This window comes from Polynucleobacter sp. MWH-UH35A (assembly GCF_018687075.1).
In the GTDB taxonomy this organism is placed as follows: Bacteria; Pseudomonadota; Gammaproteobacteria; order Burkholderiales; family Burkholderiaceae; genus Polynucleobacter.
Window position 1 is genome coordinate 620768 of the sequence record NZ_CP061285.1, and the last position, 22593, is coordinate 643360.

28 protein-coding genes and 1 riboswitch are annotated in these 22593 nt (G+C 45.5%); of the genes, 16 read left to right on the plus strand and 12 right to left on the minus strand.

Annotated features, from left to right (window positions below; genetic code table 11):
* Positions 1 to 138 precede the first annotated feature (138 nt).
* Both ICV36_RS03330 and ICV36_RS03335 read left to right on the plus strand, forming a co-directional pair.
* Positions 139 to 576, plus strand: a complete 438-nt coding sequence (locus ICV36_RS03330) for a hypothetical protein (protein WP_215401118.1) — start codon at positions 139 to 141, stop codon at positions 574 to 576.
* A 54-nt stretch (positions 577 to 630) separates the two neighbouring features.
* Positions 631 to 1092 (plus strand): glycine zipper family protein, encoded by a 462-nt coding sequence (locus ICV36_RS03335; RefSeq protein WP_215401119.1) that lies wholly within the window; start codon positions 631 to 633, stop codon positions 1090 to 1092.
* A 19-nt stretch (positions 1093 to 1111) separates the two neighbouring features.
* On the opposite strand, the gene ICV36_RS03340 is transcribed toward ICV36_RS03335, so the two are convergent.
* The 5 genes from ICV36_RS03340 to trxA all read right to left on the minus strand — a co-directional run bounded on the left by ICV36_RS03340 (position 1112) and on the right by trxA (position 6676).
* On the minus strand, positions 1112 to 2503 hold the full coding sequence (locus ICV36_RS03340) for an MATE family efflux transporter (RefSeq protein WP_215401120.1): 1392 nt from the start codon (positions 2501 to 2503) through the stop codon (positions 1112 to 1114).
* Between the two features lie 3 nt (positions 2504 to 2506).
* Positions 2507 to 4225, minus strand: coding sequence for a glycosyltransferase family 39 protein (locus ICV36_RS03345; RefSeq protein ID WP_215401121.1), 1719 nt, complete (start codon positions 4223 to 4225; stop codon positions 2507 to 2509).
* Between the two features lie 89 nt (positions 4226 to 4314).
* A complete protein-coding gene (locus ICV36_RS03350; RefSeq protein WP_215401122.1) occupies positions 4315 to 4662 on the minus strand; it encodes a type B 50S ribosomal protein L31 in 348 nt (115 codons plus the stop codon).
* Between the two features lie 169 nt (positions 4663 to 4831).
* Positions 4832 to 6094, minus strand: coding sequence for a transcription termination factor Rho (gene rho, locus ICV36_RS03355; RefSeq protein ID WP_215401123.1), 1263 nt, complete (start codon positions 6092 to 6094; stop codon positions 4832 to 4834).
* A gap of 255 nt (positions 6095 to 6349) precedes the next feature.
* Entirely contained in the window at positions 6350 to 6676 is a 327-nt protein-coding gene (trxA, locus tag ICV36_RS03360) for a thioredoxin TrxA (RefSeq protein WP_068321063.1), read from the minus strand.
* A gap of 110 nt (positions 6677 to 6786) precedes the next feature.
* On the opposite strand from trxA, the gene ICV36_RS03365 reads away from it, so the two are divergent.
* Both ICV36_RS03365 and ICV36_RS03370 read left to right on the plus strand, forming a co-directional pair.
* The gene (locus ICV36_RS03365) at positions 6787 to 9792 is read left to right on the plus strand and encodes a PD-(D/E)XK nuclease family protein (protein WP_215401124.1); all 3006 of its coding nucleotides are present in this window, start codon (positions 6787 to 6789) and stop codon (positions 9790 to 9792) included.
* On the plus strand, positions 9789 to 13310 hold the full coding sequence (locus ICV36_RS03370) for an exodeoxyribonuclease V subunit beta (RefSeq protein WP_251375069.1): 3522 nt from the start codon (positions 9789 to 9791) through the stop codon (positions 13308 to 13310). Before ICV36_RS03365 ends, ICV36_RS03370 begins: the two co-directional genes overlap by 4 nt.
* A gap of 17 nt (positions 13311 to 13327) precedes the next feature.
* On the opposite strand, the gene ICV36_RS03375 is transcribed toward ICV36_RS03370, so the two are convergent.
* Positions 13328 to 13528, minus strand: coding sequence for a hypothetical protein (locus ICV36_RS03375; protein WP_215401126.1), 201 nt, complete (start codon positions 13526 to 13528; stop codon positions 13328 to 13330).
* 90 nt (positions 13529 to 13618) lie between these two features.
* Here ICV36_RS03375 and ICV36_RS10280 point away from each other — a divergent pair, with 90 nt between their 5' ends.
* From ICV36_RS10280 to ICV36_RS03390, 4 genes are all read left to right on the plus strand, one after another.
* A complete protein-coding gene (locus tag ICV36_RS10280) occupies positions 13619 to 13744 on the plus strand; it encodes a hypothetical protein (protein WP_256438089.1) in 126 nt (41 codons plus the stop codon).
* A gap of 140 nt (positions 13745 to 13884) precedes the next feature.
* Positions 13885 to 14379, plus strand: a complete 495-nt coding sequence (locus ICV36_RS03380) for a LexA family transcriptional regulator (protein WP_215401127.1) — start codon at positions 13885 to 13887, stop codon at positions 14377 to 14379.
* Position 14380: 1 nt separating this feature from the next.
* Entirely contained in the window at positions 14381 to 15706 is a 1326-nt protein-coding gene (locus tag ICV36_RS03385; protein ID WP_215401128.1) for a Y-family DNA polymerase, read from the plus strand.
* Between the two features lie 124 nt (positions 15707 to 15830).
* Positions 15831 to 15974: a hypothetical protein gene (locus ICV36_RS03390; protein ID WP_215401129.1), complete on the plus strand. Its 144-nt coding sequence runs from the start codon at positions 15831 to 15833 to the stop codon at positions 15972 to 15974.
* 94 nt (positions 15975 to 16068) lie between these two features.
* Here ICV36_RS03390 and ICV36_RS03395 read toward each other — a convergent pair whose 3' ends face one another.
* Entirely contained in the window at positions 16069 to 16356 is a 288-nt protein-coding gene (locus ICV36_RS03395) for a helix-turn-helix transcriptional regulator (RefSeq protein WP_215401130.1), read from the minus strand.
* Entirely contained in the window at positions 16353 to 16700 is a 348-nt protein-coding gene (locus tag ICV36_RS03400; protein WP_215401131.1) for a type II toxin-antitoxin system RelE/ParE family toxin, read from the minus strand. The genes ICV36_RS03395 and ICV36_RS03400 overlap by 4 nt, the downstream gene beginning before the upstream one ends.
* A 130-nt stretch (positions 16701 to 16830) precedes the next feature.
* Between ICV36_RS03400 and ICV36_RS03405 the strand changes: the two genes are divergently transcribed.
* Positions 16831 to 17178, plus strand: coding sequence for a YkgJ family cysteine cluster protein (locus ICV36_RS03405; RefSeq protein WP_256438090.1), 348 nt, complete (start codon positions 16831 to 16833; stop codon positions 17176 to 17178).
* On the opposite strand, the gene ICV36_RS03410 is transcribed toward ICV36_RS03405, so the two are convergent.
* A complete protein-coding gene (locus ICV36_RS03410; RefSeq protein WP_215401133.1) occupies positions 17171 to 17830 on the minus strand; it encodes a putative quorum-sensing-regulated virulence factor in 660 nt (219 codons plus the stop codon). The two genes, ICV36_RS03405 and ICV36_RS03410, sit on opposite strands and share 8 nt — an antisense overlap.
* Before the next feature lie 92 nt (positions 17831 to 17922).
* A riboswitch (SAM-I-IV-variant riboswitch) is annotated at positions 17923 to 18032 on the plus strand.
* A gap of 123 nt (positions 18033 to 18155) precedes the next feature.
* On the opposite strand from ICV36_RS03410, the gene ICV36_RS03415 reads away from it, so the two are divergent.
* From ICV36_RS03415 to ICV36_RS03435, 5 genes are all read left to right on the plus strand, one after another.
* Positions 18156 to 18518 carry a hypothetical protein gene (locus tag ICV36_RS03415; RefSeq protein WP_215401134.1) on the plus strand — a complete coding sequence of 121 codons (363 nt, stop codon included), beginning with the start codon at positions 18156 to 18158 and terminating at the stop codon, positions 18516 to 18518.
* A gap of 96 nt (positions 18519 to 18614) precedes the next feature.
* Complete coding sequence (locus ICV36_RS03420) at positions 18615 to 18884, plus strand: hypothetical protein (protein WP_215401135.1); 270 nt, start codon at positions 18615 to 18617, stop codon at positions 18882 to 18884.
* Positions 18881 to 19330, plus strand: coding sequence for a DUF3293 domain-containing protein (locus ICV36_RS03425; protein WP_215401136.1), 450 nt, complete (start codon positions 18881 to 18883; stop codon positions 19328 to 19330). The genes ICV36_RS03420 and ICV36_RS03425 overlap by 4 nt, the downstream gene beginning before the upstream one ends.
* Positions 19327 to 19818 (plus strand): hypothetical protein, encoded by a 492-nt coding sequence (locus tag ICV36_RS03430; RefSeq protein WP_215401137.1) that lies wholly within the window; start codon positions 19327 to 19329, stop codon positions 19816 to 19818. The genes ICV36_RS03425 and ICV36_RS03430 overlap by 4 nt, the downstream gene beginning before the upstream one ends.
* The gene (locus ICV36_RS03435) at positions 19815 to 20264 is read left to right on the plus strand and encodes a hypothetical protein (protein ID WP_215401138.1); all 450 of its coding nucleotides are present in this window, start codon (positions 19815 to 19817) and stop codon (positions 20262 to 20264) included. Before ICV36_RS03430 ends, ICV36_RS03435 begins: the two co-directional genes overlap by 4 nt.
* Here the strand turns inward: ICV36_RS03435 and ICV36_RS03440 are convergent.
* The 3 genes from ICV36_RS03440 to ICV36_RS03450 all read right to left on the minus strand — a co-directional run bounded on the left by ICV36_RS03440 (position 20242) and on the right by ICV36_RS03450 (position 21869).
* The gene (locus tag ICV36_RS03440; RefSeq protein ID WP_371743209.1) at positions 20242 to 20544 is read right to left on the minus strand and encodes a HigA family addiction module antitoxin; all 303 of its coding nucleotides are present in this window, start codon (positions 20542 to 20544) and stop codon (positions 20242 to 20244) included. The two genes, ICV36_RS03435 and ICV36_RS03440, sit on opposite strands and share 23 nt — an antisense overlap.
* Positions 20545 to 20548: 4 nt before the next feature.
* Positions 20549 to 20824, minus strand: coding sequence for a type II toxin-antitoxin system RelE/ParE family toxin (locus ICV36_RS03445; RefSeq protein ID WP_215401139.1), 276 nt, complete (start codon positions 20822 to 20824; stop codon positions 20549 to 20551).
* A 73-nt stretch (positions 20825 to 20897) separates the two neighbouring features.
* Positions 20898 to 21869, minus strand: coding sequence for a YafY family protein (locus ICV36_RS03450; protein ID WP_215401140.1), 972 nt, complete (start codon positions 21867 to 21869; stop codon positions 20898 to 20900).
* Positions 21870 to 22015: 146 nt separating this feature from the next.
* Here ICV36_RS03450 and ICV36_RS03455 point away from each other — a divergent pair, with 146 nt between their 5' ends.
* A complete protein-coding gene (locus tag ICV36_RS03455) occupies positions 22016 to 22201 on the plus strand; it encodes a hypothetical protein (RefSeq protein WP_215401141.1) in 186 nt (61 codons plus the stop codon).
* Positions 22198 to 22554: a hypothetical protein gene (locus tag ICV36_RS03460; protein WP_215401143.1), complete on the plus strand. Its 357-nt coding sequence runs from the start codon at positions 22198 to 22200 to the stop codon at positions 22552 to 22554. Before ICV36_RS03455 ends, ICV36_RS03460 begins: the two co-directional genes overlap by 4 nt.
* Positions 22555 to 22593: the final 39 nt, after the last annotated feature.

Genomic DNA, 22593 nt, shown 5'->3' on the forward strand with positions numbered 1-22593 from the left:
CAAAAGGTGTTCGCGCCTCTTTTCAATAAATATTTATTTTCTTGTCAGCTTGACCAGATTTGAAGCGTTATTGCTAGTAAGACCAGTAAAAATTAAAATAAATTCATACAGATATACAAGACCAATATATGGGGGTCGATGATGAAGCGCATTAATCAATTCAGACTTTTAGGGCTTGCCGTAATGGCTTTATTGCTAGCTTCGCCCGTGATAGCTCAGGCAGGTAATGTAGGCTGGAATGTATCCGTTGGCGGTGGCTATGGTGGTTGGCGTCCAGCACCATATGGTTTTTATGGCCGCGGCTGGGGTCCAGGTTGGGGTGGTAATTGGGCTTATGCTGGACCTTATTACGGCCCTTACGCTGGTTACTATGCTCCGCCAGTGGTGTATTCACCACCCGTAGTGGCTTATGCTCCACCCCCGCAACCCATGGTTTTGGCTGCGCAACCACAACCCGCAGTTTGGTATTACTGTGCTGCTAGCGGCAAGTATTTCCCATATGTGCAAGAGTGCCCAAGTGGTTGGCAAACTCAGTCTGCAACTCCTCCCACAGGTAATGCCCAGTTACAGCACTAAATATATTTCATTCAATATATTTAGAATTCCAGAATAGCGAAGGATTTATTTGTAATGAAACGATTTACTCGAAACGCAGTGTTAACCGCATCAGTTATTGCGTCATTATCTGCCTGCGTATCCGCCCCAACCGGCCCAACTGTCGCGATCATGCCGCGCGAAGGAAAGCCGTTCGAAGTATTTCAGCAAGAAGATAAAGTATGTAGAGAGTTTGCTGCAAATGCCGTGAAAGATACTGGTGATGCCGCTCTTAAAGAGGGTGTGACGAGCGCAGCTTTGGCAGCCGCTCTTGGTGCCGCTGCTGGTGCTGTGATTGGTGGCGGAAGTCATACAGGTGTTGGGACTGGTGCGGGGGTGGGATTGTTAGGTGGTTCTGCAATCGGTGCCATGAATGCCTCTGGCAAACAAAACCAAGCGCAAGCCCAATACAACATTGCCTACCAGCAGTGCATGTATTCCAAAGGTAATCAAGTTCCTAGTTATGCAACGCCTGCCCCAGGATCAAACTATCGTTAAGCCCTAGGGTATTTGCTGTCTAGGTTTCTACTGGCGGATGTGTTTTCTCATAGCGCTCCGCCGTTCTTCTGAAGAGGTAGAGTAAGAAGCATGCAGCCAAACCTAGGCTCAAGCTATTGCCTGCCCAAAAGCCATTAGCGCCTTGCAAGAATGTAGGTGTATTGCCGAGGACATTAAATCCCATTAAGTAGCCACCACCAAGGCCTACGCCCCAGAGCGAGCCAGCGTAAATCACCATGGGCCAAAAAGCGATGCGATACGCACGCAGAATAAATGCTGCAGTCACTTGTAAAGCATCAAAGACTTGATAAAAAGCAATAAACAAAAAGAGTGGAATGGAAAATACTTTCACTTCTGCTGGCGGGTCATACAAGTCAAGCAGTTGTATCCTGAATATCCAAACGGCTATTCCAATGCTGATACAAAGTGCGGTTGTAAACAATACTGATGACCAGCCTATCTCTTCCGCGCGCTCGGGTTTGTTGGCGCCAATAGATTGCGACACTAAAGTCATCGTAGCAATCGAAAGGGATAAGGGGACCATATAAATCACCGTTCCCATATTGGCCACAATTTGGTGGCCAGCTAATGCAGTGGTCCCAAGGCGTGCAATAAAGAGCGACATGAAGGTGAATGAAGTCACTTCAATCAGGTAGCTAAAACCAATTGGTGTGCCTAGTTTTAGCAAGGTCCAAATGCGATGCCAATTCGGCAGGCTAAAGCGCGCAAAGATCTTAAACGGTCTGTAAAAGCGGTCAAACATGACAAAGCCAAGAGTCATTAATAACCAAGACCAGTTGATGATGACGGTGGCTACAGCGCACCCAGGGCCGCCCATGCCGTCAATGCCAAAACCACCATAAATAAACAGTAGGTTCAAGGGAAGTTTTAGTGCCAGCCCAATGATCTGAACTACGGTGATCACAGTAGGGCGCGAGACGGCATTATGTAATGCCATCAGTACCCGCATTCCCATGCTTGCTGGTAAGCCGATAGCCAAAATGTTGAGATACAACTTTGCTTTATCCTCAATCACCCCGTTCACTTGTGAAATGGCTAATAGGTGATCGGCGTTTAGCAAAATAAAGCAGCCAAATACAGTAAGACCTAAAGCAAGCCAAGTTGCTTGTCTAACTTCTTCGCCGATTTCATGAAAACGTTTTGCGCCAAAGAGTTGTCCAGCAATAGGTGCGAGTGCAGAGACAACACCTGTTAGACCCACATAGATGCTAATGAAAATAGCGGATGCCATTGCTAGTGCGGCGAGGTCATCCGCGGAGTAACGTGCAGTCATCGCAGTATCGAGGACACCAAACGCAATGACTGCAAGCTGACCAATTAATAGTGGTCCAGCTAGTTTTAGTAAAGAAGGAATATCCTCGCGAAGGCGCGATAACTTGAAGTGCAGCACGATTTATTCTGGAATTACTTCGTAAAGACGCAGACGTTCATCGCGATCAGCTGCGCGACGATCTTCCCAGAGAAGGTTCAACTTTTTATTATTAAGTTGCGCGTATGCTTTTGCCTCAGATTGGCTATGCGTCAACATCCATGGACAATTTGGGTCATCGCGTAAATTGAGTTTAGAAAAATACTCAAAAGAGGCGAGCTGTGCAAAGCCGATGTTGCTTGTATCAATGCAACCACCACCTGATGGGACTACTTGCACCAAGCGTGCTGAAACATGGCGATAGGTTTTGGCGTAATTAATAGTTGGAAGCCATAATGTCATGAGGAGCACCCACATTAAAGTGGTGCCAGAGGCGGAGATAATCAAGCAGCGCCAAATTTCTTTTGGGGCACGTGAAGTTCTCCAGCGCACTACTGCTAACCATACGCCGGTAATTGTCAGCGCTACGATAAAGGCCAATAGATTAAATTGACTCTCAAATCCAGGGAGGAGGCGCGCAATATTAGCCGCAGTTGTTTCTGGATAGCCCGTGACCTTTGCTAACCAAATAATCCAAATGGCGAGCGCAATCAGCGTAAAGCTAAACATCGCAAACCAGTCGATAAAGCTAATGACGCTGCGCTTAAGAACTGGAAGGCTAAAGGCAGCGATGATCGAAAGACTTGGAATTAAGATCATTAAGTCATGCTCATTCGCTTCTAGGCGGAACAGCACGTAAATTAAGCTGCCAATAAACAAACTTAATGGGATAGCGAGGTGTGGGGCACGCCAAGCACCCGCTTCTTTAACGCGACCCCAGTGTGCAAGCGAAACAATAGCTAGGGGCCAAACAGGCCAAGCATACGCCCAGAAGTTCACACTTAAAAATCCTAGTGACTCAATTGAAGGTGTGGAACGCATTTCTGGCATATTGCGCCAACCTTCTTCGGCGATGTGACGCCAGTAAGGAGGAAGGTCTGCGAAATACCAAACCAAAGGCCAAATTGCAAAACCAATTAAACCCAAAGCGGTACCGGTAAGCGTCCAGCGAAAACGCAATTTTGCATTGCTGGCAAGCACCGCAATAATGGTAGAGCTGACCACGATCAAACTCAAAGTCAGGTTGCTTGATAGCGCCACGATGGCGATACCCAGGCCGGTCCATAAGCCCCCTTGCCATGGTTTATCTAAACCGCGTACTGTGCCGTAAAGCACGATACTGATACCCATGAGTTGCGCCATCATAGGTGTGGTTTCATGGGCGCGTTGCGCAAGACCGACGCATGCCAAGAAAATCAATAGCGCGCCATCAGCCAAGGTCATGCCGTAGCTCTTCATATTAGGCTGACCACCAACAGCCAAAGCCATTGGCTGCACTTCACGACGACGCCCTAATAAATAAGTGGCATACCAAATAGCTAGCGCTGCAGCAAAAAAGCAGATGGCTGAATACAGTCGAGCAGCATTAGCTGCGCCAATCCATGGACCAAATAATTTAATGAGTGTGGCGCCCATCCAATATGGCAGGGGTGTACCTAGTGAAATGTCGCGGCCTATAAGATGGGGCACAATCCAGTCGATCGTATTGCCGCGAAAGAGAGTCCACATGCCACCAAAGCCAACCGCATCTTCATTCTTCCAGGGGTCCCGAAAGAAGAGGCCGGCAAAACCATAAATCAATGTCAGCGAAAAAATAATCATTCGCGGAATCGATTTAGTGGCAGCGGCAGTAAGTTTGACCATGAGTGAAGTTCAAAATAAAAAAGGCAGCAAACGCTGCCTTGATTATCTCGCAGAGCAGGTATTAAACATACCCTGCGATTAGAAGTGGTTTAAGCCTTCTTCTTAGCTGGCTTTTCAGCAGCTTTAGCTTCTGCAGCAGCAGCTTTTTTCTCAGCTGTTTTAGCAGCGCCATCACCGGAAGCTTTAGCAACAGCTTTAGTTCCGAATTTCTGACGGAATTTCTCAACACGACCAGCGGTATCCATAATTTTCTGGGTACCAGTGTAGAAAGGGTGTGATTCAGAAGAAGTCTCGATCTTGGCTAATGGATATTCATTGCCATCTTCCCACTTGATTGTCTCTTTAGTAGGCATCGTGGAACGAGTCTTGAAGCTGAAGTTATTAGAAACGTCTAGAAAGACGATTTCGCGATAGTCGGGGTGAATGCCAGGTTTCATGTTGAGTCCTAAGAGCGGGTAGCCGTTTTAGTCAAATTGACTTAAATACTTTCCCAGGTTTTAAAAGCAAGTTAATAATGCAGCAAAGGCGAAATTATGCCATGAAATCAAGGACAAAGCGCACTTTGAGGGTCTAAAAAGGGCTAAAACAGCCCCCTAGACCCTTAAATTAGCCTCCGCGACGCATGAGGTCAAAGAATTCGCCGTTGTTTTTGGTGGATTTGAGCTTATCGACAATAAAGTTCATTGCCTCAATATCGTCCATATCGGCCAGCAATTTACGCAATACCCAGATCTTCTGGAGATTTTCGGCTTTAACCAATAATTCCTCGCGGCGAGTACCCGACTTATTGAGATTAATAGATGGGTAAACACGACGCTCAGCCAAACGACGCTCGAGGTGAACTTCCATATTGCCAGTGCCTTTGAATTCCTCATAAATGAGGTCGTCCATACGGCTGCCAGTTTCAATCAGGGCGGTAGCGATGATGGTTAATGAACCACCTTCTTCAATATTGCGAGCGGCACCAAAGAAACGCTTAGGACGTTGCAATGCATTGGCATCCACACCGCCTGAAAGTACCTTGCCGGATGAAGGGACAACTGTGTTGTATGCGCGTGCAAGACGAGTAATCGAGTCAAGCAAGATGATGACATCTTTGCCCATCTCTACTAAACGTTTAGCTTTTTCAATCACCATCTCGGCAACTTGAACGTGACGCACAGCTGGCTCATCAAAAGTTGAGGCAACCACTTCACCACGAACGGAGCGTTGCATTTCGGTAACTTCTTCAGGACGTTCATCAACGAGCAAAACGATCAAGATTGCATCCGGATTGTTTGCAGAGATGGCATGCGCAATGTGTTGCATCATCACTGTCTTACCGGACTTTGGTGAGGCCACGATCAAACCACGCTGACCATAACCAATTGGGGAGATCATGTCGATGATTCGGCCAGTCAGATTCTCTTCGGCCTTGATATCACGCTCTAAGCCGATCACGCGGTTAGGGTGTAATGGCGTTAAGTTTTCGAACATGATGCGGTTTTTAAGTGCTTCTGGAGCTAAACCGTTAATCTTGTCTACCTTGACTAATGCAAAGTAACGTTCGCCATCTTTAGGTGTGCGTACTTCTCCCTCAACGCTATCGCCAGTGTGTAAGTTAAATCTGCGGATCTGTGCAGGAGAGATATAAATATCATCAGGAGAAGCCATATAGGAAGCTTCTGGGGAACGCAAGAAACCAAAGCCATCAGGCAATACTTCTAAAGTGCCATCGCCAAATACAGTTTCACCAGCCTTCGCACGTTTCTTCAGAATGGCAAACATCAATTCTTGTTTGCGCATCCGTTGTGTATTTTCAATCTCCAGGCTAGCAGCCATTTCAAGCAGGGCGGATACGTGGAGGCCTTTAAGTTCAGTTAATTGCATGTGGTTCTCGGGTGTTGGTAAAGATAAAAATGAATATTGGGAATTTGTTTTGGGGTATCGCTGCGCCGATAAAGATCACGCAGATGTGGAAAAACAGAATTTGGAAATTTGCTAAAGAAGGGGGAGGTAAATTACTGAAAATCGGAGCACTGATTAGTGCGTTTGAGTAATACTACACTAAAAAACGGGTCTAGCAACTGCGGTAAATCGGTAAAAACCACAGGCTCAGCGGGTGAACCTGTGGTCTGAGACTATTTACAGATGACTATCAATAAACGCAGTCAACTGGGATTTGGCCAAAGCGCCTACTTTTTGAGCAGCCACGGTGCCATTTTTAAAGAGGATCAGGGTAGGAATGCCGCGAATATTGAACTGGGCAGGAACGCCTTGGTTCTCATCCACGTTCATTTTTGCGATCTGAAGCTTGTCGCCATACTCGCCAGCGAGCTCTTCCAAGATTGGACCAATCATTTTGCAAGGACCACACCACTCAGCCCAGAAGTCGAGCAGAACAGGTTTATCGGACTTGAGGACGTCTTGTTCGAAAGAGGCGTCAGTTACATATTTAATGCCGGCACTCATGAAAATTCCTTATTTAGACTTATTTAGCGAGTTATTTAATTATGTCGTTACAACGCTTATATTAGCAATAAGCGGAACGTTCTGCTCAAAATAGATAAATTACGCCATTAATGTCTCAGCCTTTTCCCATTATTTCTGACCAAAAGCAGCCGCAGGCTTGGTCCATCGTGCCTGATAGTCAAGCTCTGACGCAGCTGGCAAAAGGCATTTGGGATTGTGCGCTGCAAACAAATCAACGCCCCTTGGTGGTGCTGAGTACTGCCGGTCCACTCATAGGGGTGCGGGCTGCCTTAGAGCAAAGCCGACCAAAAGACCTGCCAAACAATATTGCTTTCTTGCCTCAGGTAATCAGTTTTGCTGATTGGCTAGAAGCAGCGCCTGGTGCATGGAAGTTTCCAAAGAAGCAAAGTGATTTGGAGAGATGGTTGTCGGTCTTTGCCAATCTGCGAAAACACAAAACCTTGCAAGCATGGTTCAAGGCAGAAAGCGAAGCAGGAGCTTGGGGGTTGGCGCAGGCGGTGATTGATGCATGCGATTCATTGTCTGAAGTGGTTATTCCACAATTGCAGGGCGAGCTTAATGACTTACTAAAAACACATGCTTTAGATGCAGAAGTTTGGCTTAAGAAGGTGGAGCTTGTATTAGATCAGGCAATTGCAAAAGCTTATGTTGGTCTCGCGCGCAATGTTGTAGATGAAGAGTCTGCGGTACTTCTCACTTTTTGGCGATACCTCACCAATCTTGGCGACCCAGTGATACGCAAACATTTAGCGATGGCGGCACATATGCAATTGGCAAAAACCATTGCAGAAAATCAGCACAACAATAGGCGCCCATTTATTTGGGTGCAGACCGCAGACCCAAAATCGGTTGATAAAGAGTTGATTGAGTGCTACCTAAGTGATTACGCACAGTTTGCACCTGTGGTGCACGTAAGCCTTTGTTGGAATTCAGTGGCTCTTTGGTCTGAAGCACTTTGTGGGCTTGATCTGGAAGGTCAGATAGCATCCGCAAACCCTGCAGAACAATCTCAAGTGAATCGCAATATTCAAGCCAATAGAAATGATGGCTGGCGCTTATTGGTTGCGAGGCGCTTTGAAGAGCTGGCTTGGGCTGCAACCAAATCAATTGAGGCTCACCTCATTGCCGGTAAAAAGAATATTGCCTTGGTTGCGCAAGATCGTTTAGCAGCTCGAAGAGCGCGAGCATTATTGAGTCGCTTGGGTGGTGCATTGCGTATTCGTGATGAAACTGGCTGGAAGTTATCCACCACTAGAGCAGCAGCAGCCTTTGATAGTTGGCTTGAAGTTATTCGCTCACCTAAAGAGGGGCCAAGTGCAAGTGCTTTACTAGAGTTTCTACAAAATCCCTATTTTGATCTGGCGCATAGTCTCAATAAATCTCCTGAAGTATGTGTTGGATTACTGGCGCAGCTTGAAGATATTTTGATTGCCAGTCAGGCGAAGTCCGGATGGGAAACTTTTCTCATGGCGATAGAGCGTGCCAATAAGCATGCGGCTTCTAATGGCGGCTCTCCTAATGAGCATTTAATCGATCTCATCAAATTTGTACGGCACCTGCACGTTGCTTGGCAGCAATTGTCGTTAGATTGCACCAGTGCCTATGACGTTTTGCAGAAAAACCTAGTAGATACTGGCATGGCAGGGCGCCTGGAAAAGGATGCGGCAGGTAAGCAGCTACTAGAGGTGTTGAATAGTTTTAATCTCAGCGATGGCATTTACAGCAAGCTGAAGATGCGATTGCCAGAATGGCTTAGCCTCTTAAAAACAGTGATTGAAGAAGCGACTTATGAGGAGGCTGGCAAAGAAGCGCAAGCCACTTTGAGTATCTTGCCACTAAGTTCAACACGTTTGCGTCAGTTTGATGCGGTAGTGTTGGTTGGATGCGATGAGCAACAGTTACCAGCGTTTTCTGAGCCGCCATTATTTTTCTCGGATACGCTTAATCGCTACCTCAAGTCTTCTACGATTGCTGCGCAATATGTGCAGCAGGCAAGAGACCTATCGCAATTGTTAGCGTCTTGTCAGTCTGTAGATTTTCTGTGGCAGAGCAAAAGTAAAAGTGGTGAACCCCTTCGTCCATCCGCTTGGATCCAGCGCTTGCAGACTCAATTAAAAGACTGGAAAGCAATTGAGTTAAAGCCAGAGGTATATGAGGGTATATCGCAGCCGATTCAGATGTCAGTGGGTGTGCCAGATAAGGATTTGGCGATTCCGGTAACCGTCTCGCCTAGTGCCTATAAGGCTTTGCGGGATTGCCCTTACCGCTATTACGTTAGCAGCCTATTAGGATTACGAAAGGCAAAGGAATTCGAGGAAGGTTTTGACGCCTCTCTCGCAGGCCAGACTTTACATGCACTTCTAAAAACATTTTTTCAGAACCTCAAGACGGAGGAGGCGAAGTCGCATTCACCAGTTCATGAAGGCGCAGAGATGCGGCGCCAGTGGATGATTGAACACTTAATCAAATGCTCGGAACAAGAATTTGAGCGTCTGATATCTGGTGATGCGAGAGTGTTGGGAATACTCAGGGATTGGCAAAAACAAATTCCTAGCTTTATTGATTGGCAAATCAAAAGAGAAAATGAAGGTTGGCGCTATCACGATGCGGAGCTCACCGTTGGCTTCACATTGAGTTTGACTGACCAAAATGGTGTGCAAAGAGATATTCGTATTTCAGGGCGCGCTGACCGATTTGATATTCATCAGTCCGATAGCACAGCAGCAGCTGTTATTGACTATAAAAATCAAAAGATGAAACGGATTGCTGATCGCTCTGAGAATCTCTTGGATGATCCACAGTTGTTAATTTATGCCCGTGCTGCCAGTGAAAATCCCAGTGCTGCCCATATTCCGGGTCGTAAGGTGGATCAGGCTGAGTGGGTGAGTCTCAAGGCCGACTTGGATAAAGGTGAGGATAAAGCCATCCGGGCCCATCCAGTAGAGAATATGCCCGAACTGATGACTCAGTTTTCTGATCAGATCACCCAAGACTTAAATGGTTTGTGGGCACGCAAACCTATGCAAGCATTTGCACCTGATAGCGTTTGCCAATACTGTGAAGCTAGGGGTATTTGCAGAAAGGGCATGTGGTGAGCGAAGAATTTAATTACCCCTTAGCGTGTAATCCAGAAAGATCTGTGATTGTTTCTGCCTGTGCGGGTAGTGGCAAAACTTGGTTATTGGTAGCTCGCATGATTAGGTTGTTGTTAGCAGGCGCAAAACCACAAGAGATCTTGGCGCTCACCTTCACGCGTAAGGCTGCGCAAGAGATGCGTGATCGTCTCTATGGATTATTAGAGGAGTTCGCTTCTGCGGATGACGCAATACTCATACAAGAATTGCAAATCAGAGGGCTGACAAAGGAAGAAGCTACTCTGTTATTGCCACAGGCCAGAGCTCTCTACATCAAGGTCTTATCGAGTCCACAGGCCATTGTTATTGATACCTTCCATGGCTGGTTTGGGCGCCTCCTTGGCGCAGCCCCTGTATCGGCAGACGTACAACCTGGATTCAATCTGAGGGAAGATGCCAAGCGTCTACAAGAAGAATGCATGGAGGATTGGTGGGGCAACCTTCCAGAGGATTTAAAGAATCACTATGACGTATTGCTAGCAGAGTTTGGCGCAGTTGAAACTCAAAAGTTTTTGATGGGTAATTACAGTCTCTTTAAGCAAAGAGGCGCATGGACTTTTTTTAAAAATGCATGCATTGCTAAGAACTTAAAACCAGTTGATTATTTAAACAAAGTCTTGCCTTACCTTAGTCAGAAAAATCCTCTAGAAGAATTTTGGCAGCGCCCCGGTACTAAGAAGGATCTAGAAGTACTCTATAAATGCTTTAGTAACGGCACACCAACACAAGTTGGTAAAGCAGGGTATCTCCAAAAAGTCATTGAGCATCATGATGCCAATGGCTTGGTAATGGATATCGCGAATGAGTTTCAGACTTACTTTTTGACTCAGTCCAGAACTCCTTTGGCTGATATTGCTAAGACTTCAGCCCCTATGCTGAAGTATTTGGAGAAGACCGGCGGTGATCCTGCGCAGATTACATCGATTCGTAATGGCTGGGTGGAGGCATATCAGTCATTATTTGCATGGCAAGGTGAGCATCTCATTCGTGAGCTCAATCTAGCTTGGTTTGCGATGAGTGAAGCAATGCTCGCTCATATGGAAAAAGCCAAAGAGGCTATGCGTGTCCGTGACTTTGATGATTTAGAGATTGGTGTGAGCCAATTAATGGCTAGCTCTGCCAACGCCTCTTATTTGCAGGCTCGCTTGGATGCTAAGTACAAACATATTCTGATCGATGAGTTTCAAGACACCAACCCATTGCAATGGCAAATCTTGCGCTCATGGTTAGATGGGTATGGTGATGATGGTTCGATGCCAAGTGTCTTTATTGTTGGCGATCCCAAACAATCTATCTATCGATTCCGCCGCGCTGATCCAAGGCTGTTTGATAGTGCTAGAGATTTTCTAGTGAATAAACTCAATGCAGTAGCTTTGTCACAAAATACAACCCGCAGAAATGCGCCGGCTATTAACGATGCAGTAAATCAGGTATTTTTGGCGGGTCCTTTGCCAGAGAGCTATCAATTTGCTAAACAATCCACGGCCTGGAAGGCTTTGCAGAGCGGCCCTATAACAGCGGCTTATACGGAAAATGGCGAAGCGCAATTACTGCCTCTCATTGGGTCGATGGTGCATGAGCAGCCAGAGCGACGCAGTACCGCTTTTGATGCTGCGATTCAGGATTCCAGTCAAACGAGTGATGTGCAGCAACGTTACGAAGAAGGTAGGCAAATCAGTCGTTTAATTCATCACGTGATTGCCACACGCCAAGTGATGGATAAAAAAGATGGTCAAGATTATTGGCGCCCAGCAAGAGCAAGTGACTTCATCTTATTGGTGAAGCGTCGTAAATATTTGCCGCAGTTTGAGAGGGCTTTGCGTGAAGCAGGCTTGGCTTATGACAGTACGCGTTTGGGTGGGCTCCTCAATACCTTGGAAATCGATGACTTGATTGCCTTGCTTACGGTCCTGGTTTCTCCCCGTCATGATTTGCCATTAGCCCAAGTTTTGCGTAGCCCGATTTTTGGCTTTACTGAAGCGCAGATGCAAGAACTGAGTATGACTGTAAATGGCAATCAGCAAGGCTATCGCTGTTGGTGGGATGCTTTGCAGGCCAGTCATAACCCATATATCCAAAAGACTTATCGGTATTTGGAGCACTGGCGCAGGCTAGGCGAGGTATTGCCCGTACATGACTTGCTAGATTTGATTTATCACGAGAGTAATTTGCGTGTGCGCTATGCTGTTGCCGCTCAAAATCTGGCAAGGGCACAAGTCTTGGCCAACCTAGACGCCTTTATAGAGCTTGCATTAAATCAAGATGGGGGCCGTTACCCAAGCTTAACTCGATTCATTGATGAGATGAATGCGATGCGTCGTGGCGAGGATGATGAAACGCCAGATGAGGGTGATGTAGAGGCAGAAGTCGATGTCGGCGAGGACATTGGTCAAGCGGATGAGCAAAGCGAGATGTCAGAAGAGGACCGTCATAAACGCGTCCGTTTAATGACGATTCATGGGGCCAAGGGGCTGGAAGCGCCTTTTGTCATCTTGGTCGATGCAAATAATACTGAGTGGCGCGCACCGCATCGCGGAGTTTTATTGGACTGGTCATCCGAGCAATCAAGTCCGACCCATCTTTCTCTATACACGAAGAAGACGCTTACAGGTGAGCGTAGCGTTATTTTCAATAACGAGAATGAAGTTAGTCAAAATGAAAATTGGAACTTGCTTTATGTCGCTATGACTAGGGCTAAGCAGGGTCTATGGATCAGCGGTGCTGCAGGCAATACCAAAAGCGGCATTAATGAGCGCTCTTGGTATGGAAGAGCTTTAGCCGCAGGTATTCCGGTTTTGGATATGAGTGATCTTAGCCAAGAAGATACCCCTGAATTTGAAGAAGAGATTAAAGCAGAGCTAGGAAGCATGTCCTTTAAGATTGACCACTTTCAGACTGCGTGGGATCAAGCGAAGACCAGTTACCAAAATTCGATTGCAAAGATTGAAAGTGGCGCGCTAGCGAAGGAGCTTGCGGAAAAATTGTTGGAGCAAGAAAAAGAAATGCCTGATCCAGAAATCCTAGAAGAGGGCACAAACTTCCACAAACTGCTTGAGTTCCTCACCCCAGACTCTAGCAGTCAAATAAAGCCACCCATGCCAAGCGAGCAAGAGCTTATGAATTGGCTGGGTGTAGATGCGGAGCATGCAAAAAGGCTGCTTACTCGCACGCAAACGGTAATCGAGGCCCCAGAGCTCAAGCCTTACCTAACATCTGGCGAATGGGTTCAGGCCTGGAATGAGTTAGACATTGCCAGTCAAGAAGGCAAGAGCTATCGCATGGATCGCTTGGTGGAGCTTGATGATCACTTGGCGATCATCGATTACAAACTCACGATTCCAGAAGTGGGTAGTGAAAAGTATGAGAGCTACCGCAAGCAGTTACAAGGCTATCAAGCCGAACTTACGCGTATCAGGGGAGATAAGCCCAACAAGGCTTACTTGATTTCATCTAGGGGTGAGATGGTGGAAGTGAAGTAAGTGGCAAGGCGTTGATATTAGGCGGTATCTTTGGGTTTGTTGTCGATCAATTTGCCATTGGTCCTGTTAACCACTGGTCTGGTTCTGCCACGAACTAATCGATGCTTAATTTCACTCCACTCTTCATCTGTCATAGGCAGGTTATCGGGGTCAGATAGAGCGGCCTTAGTAATTGCAGCATCCTCTTCAGCGCTCGGTCTAATTAGTTTTTTCTTCATTGGTATACCTTGTTGGGGGTAGGTATATTAGCGAATGAATATATCCATAGAAATTATGGGAATAGGGGCATAAAGCACTATCATCTCGATATGGAACGCTTTCCCATCATCATCGAACTTGTAGAGGTTGCTCAGCCTTGGCTGTATCGCGTCAGCATTTATCTTTCAAATGCTTTCGTGGATGACCCAGCGATTCTGGCATTTGCTTTTTGCTAAGGGCAAAACAACCCTGACAAGCCACCTGCGGGTGGTTTTTTGTTGCCTAAATTTTGAGCAAATAGCCCCAAAACAACAAAAAGAACTTCATTTTTGCGGTTTTTATATATACTGTATAAACATACAGTACATTAGTAACTATGACGCAAGTAATGAACCCCGCAAAAGCAACCTTAAGCCAGGCACCACAAGCCTTGGCAGGGCATTTTGCTGCCTATGAGCTCAAGCTTCTAAGCCACCGGATTTCAGCTGGGTTCCCTAGTCCAGCGGCAGATTACGCTGAAGATGGCCTGGATCTGAATCATTACCTTGTTCAAAACAAGCCAGCCACTTTTATGTTCACCGTGAAGGGCGATTCGATGCTGGGCGCAGGCATTTGCGACGGCGACAAGGTAGTTGTTGATAAGGCGCTCAAACCAAAACATAAAGACATCGTTGTAGCGGTCGTCAATGGTGAGTACACCATCAAGCGTCTTTATCAATTGCGCGGCCGCATTGAACTCCAGCCAGAAAACCCAAGCTATCAGCCCATCACCTTTAGCGAGGGTAGTGAGTTGCAAATCTGGGGCGTGGTCGTTGGGGTGGTGCGTAAGTACAGCAATGCTAGTGCTAGATACAACAAAGAGGGGAAGTGAGATGAGTGCAAATTCGCAAACTACATCAAGCCCATTAACTCCACTCTTCGCTCTCGTTGATGTAAATAATTTCTACGTTTCTTGCGAGCGGGTATTTCAGCCTAAATTAGAAAATGTGCCAATGGTCGTGCTCTCCAATAACGATGGCTGCGCTGTAGCACGTAGTGCTGAAGTCAAAGCGCTCGGCGTAAAGATGGGAACACCTTGGTTTCAGATGACGGATCTGGCGAAGAAGCATGGCATCTTGGCTCAATCATCGAACTACACGCTGTATGGCGATATGAGTAGCCGCGTAGTGCAAGTGCTGAGAACGTTTACCCCCAATCTGGAGGTCTACAGCATCGACGAGAGTTTTTTGCAAATCGAAACTGTTCTCAAGCAATACCAAGACACCATTGAGTTAGGTCAAAAGATCAAACAGCAAGTTAAAGATACTACCGGCTTACCTGTCTGCGTTGGTATTGGTGCCAGCAAGACATTAGCAAAGCTGGCCAATCACTTAGCTAAAAAGCATAAGCAGTTTGTTGGTGTATGTGATGTGAATGCCATGGCAAAAGAAGGGCTCTATCAATGGATGAGCGAGACTGAAGTGGGTGAGGTGTGGGGTGTTGGTAAACAAATCGCCAAGAAACTCAAAGCCCAAAATATTCAGAGCGTATTTGATCTCTTGCAAGCCTCGCCACAAGCAATGCGTCAACAGTTTGGTGTAGTCATGGAGCGTCTCTGTTATGAGTTGCGCGGCACATCCTGCTTGCAACTAGAGGAGGTGGCGCCAGCTAAACAACAGATCATTGCTTCGCGCAGTTTTGGAAAGCTGGTTACTAGCCAGGTAGAGCTTGCGGAATCGGTGGCCACGCATGTAGCCCGAGCAGCGGAAAAGCTCAGAACGCAAAACAGTACTTCGGGCGCGCTCACGGTATTTATTCAGACCAATCCGTTTAAGCAAAACGAACCACAACATCATCAAAGCATCACGATTCCATTGGCTGACCCAACAGATAACACACTGACATTAACCAATGCAGCCTTGGCAGGCCTTAAGCAAATCTATCAAGCGAACTTTCGCTACAAGAAGGCTGGGGTCATTTTGAATCTGATTAGTGATAAGCCCACAGCCCAGCAATCTTTGTTTGACGATATCGAAACCAAAGGCAAATCTGCACACCTCATGAAGGCGGTAGATGAAATCAATACTCGCTTTGGTAATGCGGCCGTTCGATCTGCAGCCTCAGGAACTAATAGCACTAAAGAAGAGTGGCAGATGAGATCAGGCAATAGATCGCCGAACTACACCACGCGCTGGGATGAGTTGCCAATCGCACGGTGAAAAACATGAAATATTTAAATAAAAACCACCATTTTTTACAAGCTCATTTCGTGAGCTTTAAGTCAATTATTCTGAATTCATAGCAGTAGATAGCAAAAACCAAATAGCAAAAAAGGAGAAATAAATGAACACAATCAGCAACTTGATGAATAACTTTAACGGCATCTCATTGGCAGTGATCATGATCCTGTCTTACTGCGCAGTGTTGAAAAACACCAAGCGTAATGAAGCTGAAACAAAACAGATCTTTAATCGCAGATATCAGTAAAAAATATCAGCGGTAGTAGTAAGCGAAAAAAGCGGTAGGCAGTAAAAGTAGAGGGGGATAAGGGAATCACGGATTCCTTATTCCCTTACTCTTTTTAGGCGGCCTTTAGTTCAAACTTAATTCTCTTTCCTAGGGCGGTTGCTGCACTGGCTAAGGTAATTAAAGTAAGGCTAGTATCGGTTTCATTAAGAAGGCGATTTAAGGCGGCGCGACTAGTGTGCATTCTCTTGGCCATAGAAGTCTTCGTGATGCGTTGTTTCTCCATCTCCCGTTCGATTTGCCAGGCAATTACACGTTTTACTGCCACGGCAGTAGAGTGTTCAAGCAGCGATTCATCTTTTAAAAATTCATCAAAATTACTGCCAATATGTTTTTTCTTCATAATTCTCTCCTTAACAGCTTTACTCTAGTTCTTGCTAAATCTAAATCAGGCTTTGGCATCTTTTGTTGTTTCTTGATGAATCCATGTATTAAAACCATGGTGTTGCCATTAAGAAGAAATAGAATTCTGGCAATTCCATTACTTAGTTTGCTGCGCACTTCCCAAAGTTCGCCATCAATATGTCTCACAAGAGGCATGCCAAGCGGCCAGCCAAATTGAATTGTTTTTATATCTTCACCTATCACCTTTTTATCCTTAGGGCTTAGTAATTGAAGCCATTGCCTAACAGGCTCATTGCCAACTTCGGTCTTAAAAAAGTACACATCTAGTATTGGTCTCTTCATCCATAGAGCGTATCAATAATGATACATATATTACATCAGAAATTACTGAAATCTTTGTAGGGGAGGTCAACTACTAGAGTTCTACAATGAGAGGGTGAGATTTGAAGAGATAGCCCAGTAGGATCAAATTTTGTCTATAAACCCCTGTTTTGAATGTGGCATGTGCTGCCAGTATTTCCGGGTAAGTTTTTATCATGGAGAAATTGCAGGCAATGGTGCAGGCACCGTTCCTGAAGAACTCACATCCAGAGTCTCAACGCACCTAGCATGTATGAAGGGTACAGAGAAGGGTCATGCGCCTTGTATAGCACTTCGCTACACCGAGAAAGATGGTTATCGCTGTTCTATTTATGAACAGCGTTCAAGCACCTGCAGATCGTTTAATGTTCTGAACGAAGATGGCACGATCAATGAAGAATGCCAAAAGCTACAGCAGATTGCTAAACAGAAAAAGCAACAAAAACTACCAACTATTTAGCTTCTAAAGCCTTGCGAAGATATTCTGGGACGTTATCTTGACGCAACATCCATTGCTTGTAGTCAGCCGGCATTTGACTAATCAGTTCACCTTTGTGTTTGCCGTAGGGCATTACCTTCGGAATGTGAGCTTTTTCAGACATTTCCCATAGGGCATCTAAGGAGATGGGTTGCAACTTAGTAATAATTTGCCTAAGAATTTTGGAGCAAATCCAAACGTCAGCTAAGGCACTATGGGCGCTGCGCAATTCCTCTCTAGCGGTATCGCGTTCAAAGTAATACAACAGAGCGCTTTGAGTGTGGCTATCTAGCTCAGGCCATAGGCTGCGCGCAAGAGCAAGGGTGCAAATACGTTTTACTTCTGGCTTGCCAATAGCAACCCAATCAAAATCAATATTGTGGCCAATGAGATATTTGGTGCCAGCTGGCAACCGAAAGGAGCTGCTTGGTGGGCAATTGACCAATTCTTCATCCATGATGTGATGTGTAGCAAGAGCGCCCAAGCTAATCGGTTTACCAGGGTTGTAACGCTGCACCCAGGGATTGCCCACATCAAATGGATTAAGTGAGGTGACATCCAGTGAGGCTGCTTCAATGATGACAGCATCGTTCTTATCAGTTGCTTCTATATCAAAAATAATGGCTTGGGACATAAGGATGTTTTGGTATTAAATAGTTGAATAATTCCATTGTGCCTCGAATTGATTTCTGTAATTGACTTTGAATATAAAAGCACTCATACTTGAACCTACATCAAGAGATGGCTTTGTCGCCACAGCAACCTGCTAACGCTAGTAAGGTGCTCAAAAGATGAGACCCAACACCAACTGGTGGCGGGTAATCAAAAGCGACAAACCCACTTTTTGGTGGGTTTTTTATTGGGCAAACCGATCAAAAAGAGGTCACAAGCTCATTATTTGAACCTGCCAATCTTGATAATGAAGTTATAGAGCTGAATCAATTGATATTGGAGGTCTTATGCGTGACTACACATACTTAAATGGTGCCCGTTTTTCTATTAACAACCTATTTCGTAGTTTGCGGTTTGATATTGACCGCCTTGATATGAGTTGGGTGGATGGTGAGAAGCCAGAATTTTCCAGGGGGCTTCGCGTAGTCGATAACGATGCCGTAAATACTGTGACGGTCGATGGTGAAGATGCGGATAACTTGATTTATAGCCTGACATACATTTTTAGTAAGGAAGATGGCCAGGAAGCGTTTAGGACTGCTACAGATAACTACCTTGCGGTTGCCTTGGAAACTAAGAACTTTTTGGTAACTAGTCAAAAAAAAGATCCCGAGGGAAAGTCTGAAGTAGTGGAGGCGGTGATCCACTAAGCGAACCGAGTTGTTGAAAGAAAGTAGTGCGTGGGCGGAGTTAAACCGAATTGCCAAGCCCTGACATTCGTCCAATTGGCTAAAGAGGAGAAAAACATGAATTTTCAGTTAATTAATATCGAGCTGCATTCCGATGAGCTTAAAAAGTTTGACCCAGCAGAGCAGGGCTTATCAGAGTATCGGTATACCGGGTTCGCTATTGAGGAAGGTGGCAAATACTACTACTGGGCCAAAGGGATCAGTTTAGAAATTAGCGATTGGGAATATGTCAATATCAAGCTCAATCCAAAGCTGTATTACTTTTCAACGGCACTCAAACTGCACCATCGTATTGATAGGGCATTGCAAGCAAGGCTCTCAGTATGACAAGAACCATTTCAGAGAATTTAGCGAGCGCCTATCTTGATGCATGCTATGTGGTTCATAGTGAGAATGGGGGCACAGTGATTAGAGTTGATCAAGTAAACCCCAATCTTGCAAGGTTAATGAAAAAGCATGGGGTAAATAGCGCTGCGTTCTTAACGGCATTCAATCCCTATAGCCAACCTGCAACTGAAGCTGAAAATATCAGCAATCAAAATAGTTTGCTTGCTGATATAGGTGCTCTTGGCCTTAAGAGTGTTTTGGGAGAGGGCAGCGATCCTCGCAAGATTTGGCCTAGCGAGCGCAGTGTTCTTGCGCTAGGCATCTCTCTTCAAGATGCCGAGCGCTTAGCAGATCGATATCAACAAAATGCATTCTTGTGGATTGCAGGCGATGAAGGTTCTGTAGAGCTCAATCTGCGTTACCCCGTAGAAAGGTCGTGCACATGAAAGCTGAATATGACCGGACTGGCCTCATTGCCCTAATCAAATCTGAATTTAAGATTGATTGGCATGGAATTCATGGGGCTAATCATTGGGCTCGAGTGCTAAACCACGGCAAAAATATTGGCCAAATACGCCAGGCTGATTTATTGGTGGTAGAGCTCTTTGCTTTTCTGCACGATAGTTGCCGATTCGATGAAGGGCGAGATCCACAACATGGGGCACGTGCAGCAGAGTTTGCGCACGGCATTCATGGGGATTATTACCAGCTCAATACTGAGCAACTCGATACCTTGTGCTACGCATTAAGACATCACTCGGGAGGCGAGGTCTCGACTAATAAAACGATACAAACCTGCTGGGATGCGGATCGTTTAGATCTTGGTAGGGTAGGAATATTTCCCTCACCTCAATTTCTGTCTCAGGAGGCCAATATCTTTATTGATTTGGCGTATGACTGGAGTAAGCAGAGGACAGGGAGCCACCATCCATGAGCGATGACAATAATTCAGGTGGAATCGTTGGCACGATTATTTCCCTATTGATATTGGCATTTCTATGGCCATATCTATTGGCGATATTGGGTCTCTATATCGCATATATGGTTGCACTAGCGGTTCTGGAATGGATGGCACAGAATCCCCTAATAGTAGTTCTGATTCTATTGGGAGTGGCCTTCGCCTATGCAATCTTTCATTATCGGCTCATACCCAAAGCATGGGGATGGCTAGTTGCTCAATTCAAACCAAAGGCAATAGAAAAAATTTTCATCAACCATGAAATGACAGAATCAATACCAGATTTAGCGCAAAGAAAATTCATTCCCTCAAGCGATCTCTACTGCTACTGGTGTACCAAAAAGCTTGGCAAAAAAGCTTGGGAAAGAAATGGCAACTATTATTGTGATGAATGCCAATCTAAGCGGCTAACAAATTCTTAAACATGGTAATTTTTGGCAGTACCTTCTTAAGTTTTAGTTCCGCCTGCCATAAATCATATTTAGATTGCATCTCAATCCATAACTGAGGGCCGTTACCTAAAAAGACGCCAATACGCAATGCTAGTTCTGGAGTTATTGAGCTCTTCTCTGCTAAGACAGAATGAAGCGTTTGTCTAGAGATGCCAAGGTGCTTAGCAAACTCTGTTACAGAGATGCCGAGCGTAGGGAAGACATCTTCTCTAAGGATGGCACCAGGATGAGTGGGTGATCTTTTGCGCATGATATTAGTGATAGTTTTCTAGGTTAAGTCGGTAAGCATTTTCTTCGCGCCATTCAAAGGTAAGGCACCAAGGTCCGTTGACATGAATGCTATAGCGTTTTGGAACCCCTTCTAGTCCATGAAAATTAAAGCCAGGAATCTTCAGATCATCCAGAGATATAGCGGCATCAATCGCATCTAAGCGACGGATGATTCTATTGATGAGAGACCTTTGTATTCGAACGCTTTTGCCATCTACAAACAACTCTTTTAAGCCTTTGTGAATAAATGATTCAATCATTTACGCATTGTATAGGCTTAGGCTAAAGTGTAAAGTAAAGCCTTACACATGTAAAGCCTTAAAAAACCAAAGTTCATTTGTAGGACATAAGTGCTTTCTCAAGCTCTGCTTTCACTTTGTTCTTTAGGCTTGCTGGCCCAATAACCTCTACGCCCGAGCCATGTTTCAGAATATCCATGATGAGTTCTGGATCTTGGTTGAAATCAAACTCCAGGTTGTAGTAACCCTCTTTATCAAAACTGCCAACTTGCTGCCCATGCCAATGCTCGCCAGCAACCCAGCGCGCATGCTCAGGGGTAAAGCGCAGCTTTGCCCTTTGGGTGGCCTTGCCAGAGAAGATGCCGTAGCTCTCAGCAAAATGATCGTGACAGTCTTTTTCAGTAACTTCTTGTGCTTTTTTGTTGGTTAGAACGGCACTACGAATGCCATCAATGGCAAAGCTGCGTAAGTCATTGCGCATGTGGCAAAAAGCATCGAGATACCAGTTCTCACGATAGTAGATCAGGCGTTGAGGTGAGATCTCGCGTTTAGTGTCCTCACCCTTTCCTTTGGAGTAGTACTCAATCTCAAGGCGATTACGTTTAAGTAGGGCAGCACCAATTTCGGAGAAGTTTTCAATGGAGTTCTTGCGTGAACCCATGCCAATTACTTTAATGCGCTTACGCAATTCCTTGGTTGTCGTTTCACTCTGACCTAAGATGCCATCAATGATTGCCGTGAGCGGTTCAATATGTGGCCCAATCAAGCCGCCTTGATCAAGTGAGGAGAGTAAGTGCTGCATCAAGACCAGCGCAGTAGCTTCCTTCTCAGAGAACCACAAACCCGGCATCTCAATTTTGTCCACTTGATCCGGAAACTCAAATTTGTAACCATTTAAAAAGCGGTCATACACAATCGATGCCTTGAGGCGGCTGCGTAAATATTCCAAGTCGCGTTTGAAGGTTGCCTTGGAGATCTCGAGCTCACTCAGAAAGTCGTCAATCGGCACGCACTTGCGCTGTTGAATCATGTATTTGATGCGGTGCAGACGTTCTGTATCACTCATACAACCCTCTCAGGAGCAAAGAATGGGACCAATAGGTCAAAAACTACATATTTATTGTTTTTATAACTTTAATTAGTTTAAGGCTCATTTGATGAGCTAGCAAGTCTTTAGTCTTGAAATAGGTAAACCACTAGGCGGAGGCCAAAATGATCAAATTTATCGGCATTTTCTTTATGTTTCTGAGTTGGATGGGCTTAGATCGCGGTTTTAGCTTCAGCTTGGTGCTGTTTTTCTTATTAGGCTTTTTCTTGGTTTGTAGCCAAGGCATCTTTGCGCACATGATGTTTGTGCAGCGTGAGAAAGTCAGGGCTCAGTATCGGAGAGGAAGATGACATCAAGCATTCCAAAACTAAATTGTGAGGTGGGTGACTTGGCGATTACAGTTGATTGCCGTATCCCAGCAAACCTCGGAAACATTGTCAGAATTATTTCAGCTGAAGGCTTTAGTGAGTGGGAGGGCCATGACCAACCCCTGTATACCTGGAATGTAGAGGTTGCAACCACAGGCGGCGTTCTCTTTTACAAAGATGAAAATGGTCTTGGTGCCTATACAGCAGGACCTGCTCCGGATAAATATCTACGACGCCTCACTCCACCCAAAGGTTATCTTTTAGAGGAGTTCTCGGAGTCAGAGCAGTTGCAGATGGAGTTTTATGAGCAAGACTGTTTAAAGGGTATTGAGTAATTGCAAAATACTGTCCTTTGAAAACTTACCCAAGGTGAT

Bases quoted from the DNA above. Each gene is read 5' to 3' on its own strand.
- ICV36_RS03335 (WP_215401119.1), top strand. From the start codon at position 631: ATGAAACGATTTACTCGAAACGCAGTGTTAACCGCATCAGTTATTGCG.
- ICV36_RS03430 (WP_215401137.1), top strand. From the start codon at position 19,327: ATGAAAGCTGAATATGACCGGACTGGCCTCATTGCCCTAATCAAATCT.
- ICV36_RS03330 (WP_215401118.1), top strand. From the start codon at position 139: ATGATGAAGCGCATTAATCAATTCAGACTTTTAGGGCTTGCCGTAATG.
- ICV36_RS10280 (WP_256438089.1), top strand. From the start codon at position 13,619: ATGGAACGCTTTCCCATCATCATCGAACTTGTAGAGGTTGCTCAGCCT.
- ICV36_RS03420 (WP_215401135.1), top strand. From the start codon at position 18,615: ATGAATTTTCAGTTAATTAATATCGAGCTGCATTCCGATGAGCTTAAA.
- ICV36_RS03435 (WP_215401138.1), top strand. From the start codon at position 19,815: ATGAGCGATGACAATAATTCAGGTGGAATCGTTGGCACGATTATTTCC.
- ICV36_RS03415 (WP_215401134.1), top strand. From the start codon at position 18,156: ATGCGTGACTACACATACTTAAATGGTGCCCGTTTTTCTATTAACAAC.
- ICV36_RS03425 (WP_215401136.1), top strand. From the start codon at position 18,881: ATGACAAGAACCATTTCAGAGAATTTAGCGAGCGCCTATCTTGATGCA.
- ICV36_RS03440 (WP_371743209.1), bottom strand. From the start codon at position 20,544: ATGCGCAAAAGATCACCCACTCATCCTGGTGCCATCCTTAGAGAAGAT.
- ICV36_RS03385 (WP_215401128.1), top strand. From the start codon at position 14,381: ATGAGTGCAAATTCGCAAACTACATCAAGCCCATTAACTCCACTCTTC.
- ICV36_RS03445 (WP_215401139.1), bottom strand. From the start codon at position 20,824: ATGATTGAATCATTTATTCACAAAGGCTTAAAAGAGTTGTTTGTAGAT.
- rho (WP_215401123.1), bottom strand. From the start codon at position 6,094: ATGCAATTAACTGAACTTAAAGGCCTCCACGTATCCGCCCTGCTTGAA.
- ICV36_RS03375 (WP_215401126.1), bottom strand. From the start codon at position 13,528: ATGAAGAAAAAACTAATTAGACCGAGCGCTGAAGAGGATGCTGCAATT.
- ICV36_RS03455 (WP_215401141.1), top strand. From the start codon at position 22,016: ATGATCAAATTTATCGGCATTTTCTTTATGTTTCTGAGTTGGATGGGC.
- ICV36_RS03460 (WP_215401143.1), top strand. From the start codon at position 22,198: ATGACATCAAGCATTCCAAAACTAAATTGTGAGGTGGGTGACTTGGCG.
- ICV36_RS03450 (WP_215401140.1), bottom strand. From the start codon at position 21,869: ATGAGTGATACAGAACGTCTGCACCGCATCAAATACATGATTCAACAG.
- ICV36_RS03365 (WP_215401124.1), top strand. From the start codon at position 6,787: ATGTCTCAGCCTTTTCCCATTATTTCTGACCAAAAGCAGCCGCAGGCT.
- ICV36_RS03395 (WP_215401130.1), bottom strand. From the start codon at position 16,356: ATGAAGAAAAAACATATTGGCAGTAATTTTGATGAATTTTTAAAAGAT.
- ICV36_RS03410 (WP_215401133.1), bottom strand. From the start codon at position 17,830: ATGTCCCAAGCCATTATTTTTGATATAGAAGCAACTGATAAGAACGAT.
- ICV36_RS03400 (WP_215401131.1), bottom strand. From the start codon at position 16,700: ATGAAGAGACCAATACTAGATGTGTACTTTTTTAAGACCGAAGTTGGC.
- trxA (WP_068321063.1), bottom strand. From the start codon at position 6,676: ATGAGTGCCGGCATTAAATATGTAACTGACGCCTCTTTCGAACAAGAC.
- ICV36_RS03345 (WP_215401121.1), bottom strand. From the start codon at position 4,225: ATGGTCAAACTTACTGCCGCTGCCACTAAATCGATTCCGCGAATGATT.
- ICV36_RS03350 (WP_215401122.1), bottom strand. From the start codon at position 4,662: ATGAAACCTGGCATTCACCCCGACTATCGCGAAATCGTCTTTCTAGAC.
- ICV36_RS03380 (WP_215401127.1), top strand. From the start codon at position 13,885: ATGACGCAAGTAATGAACCCCGCAAAAGCAACCTTAAGCCAGGCACCA.
- ICV36_RS03390 (WP_215401129.1), top strand. From the start codon at position 15,831: ATGAACACAATCAGCAACTTGATGAATAACTTTAACGGCATCTCATTG.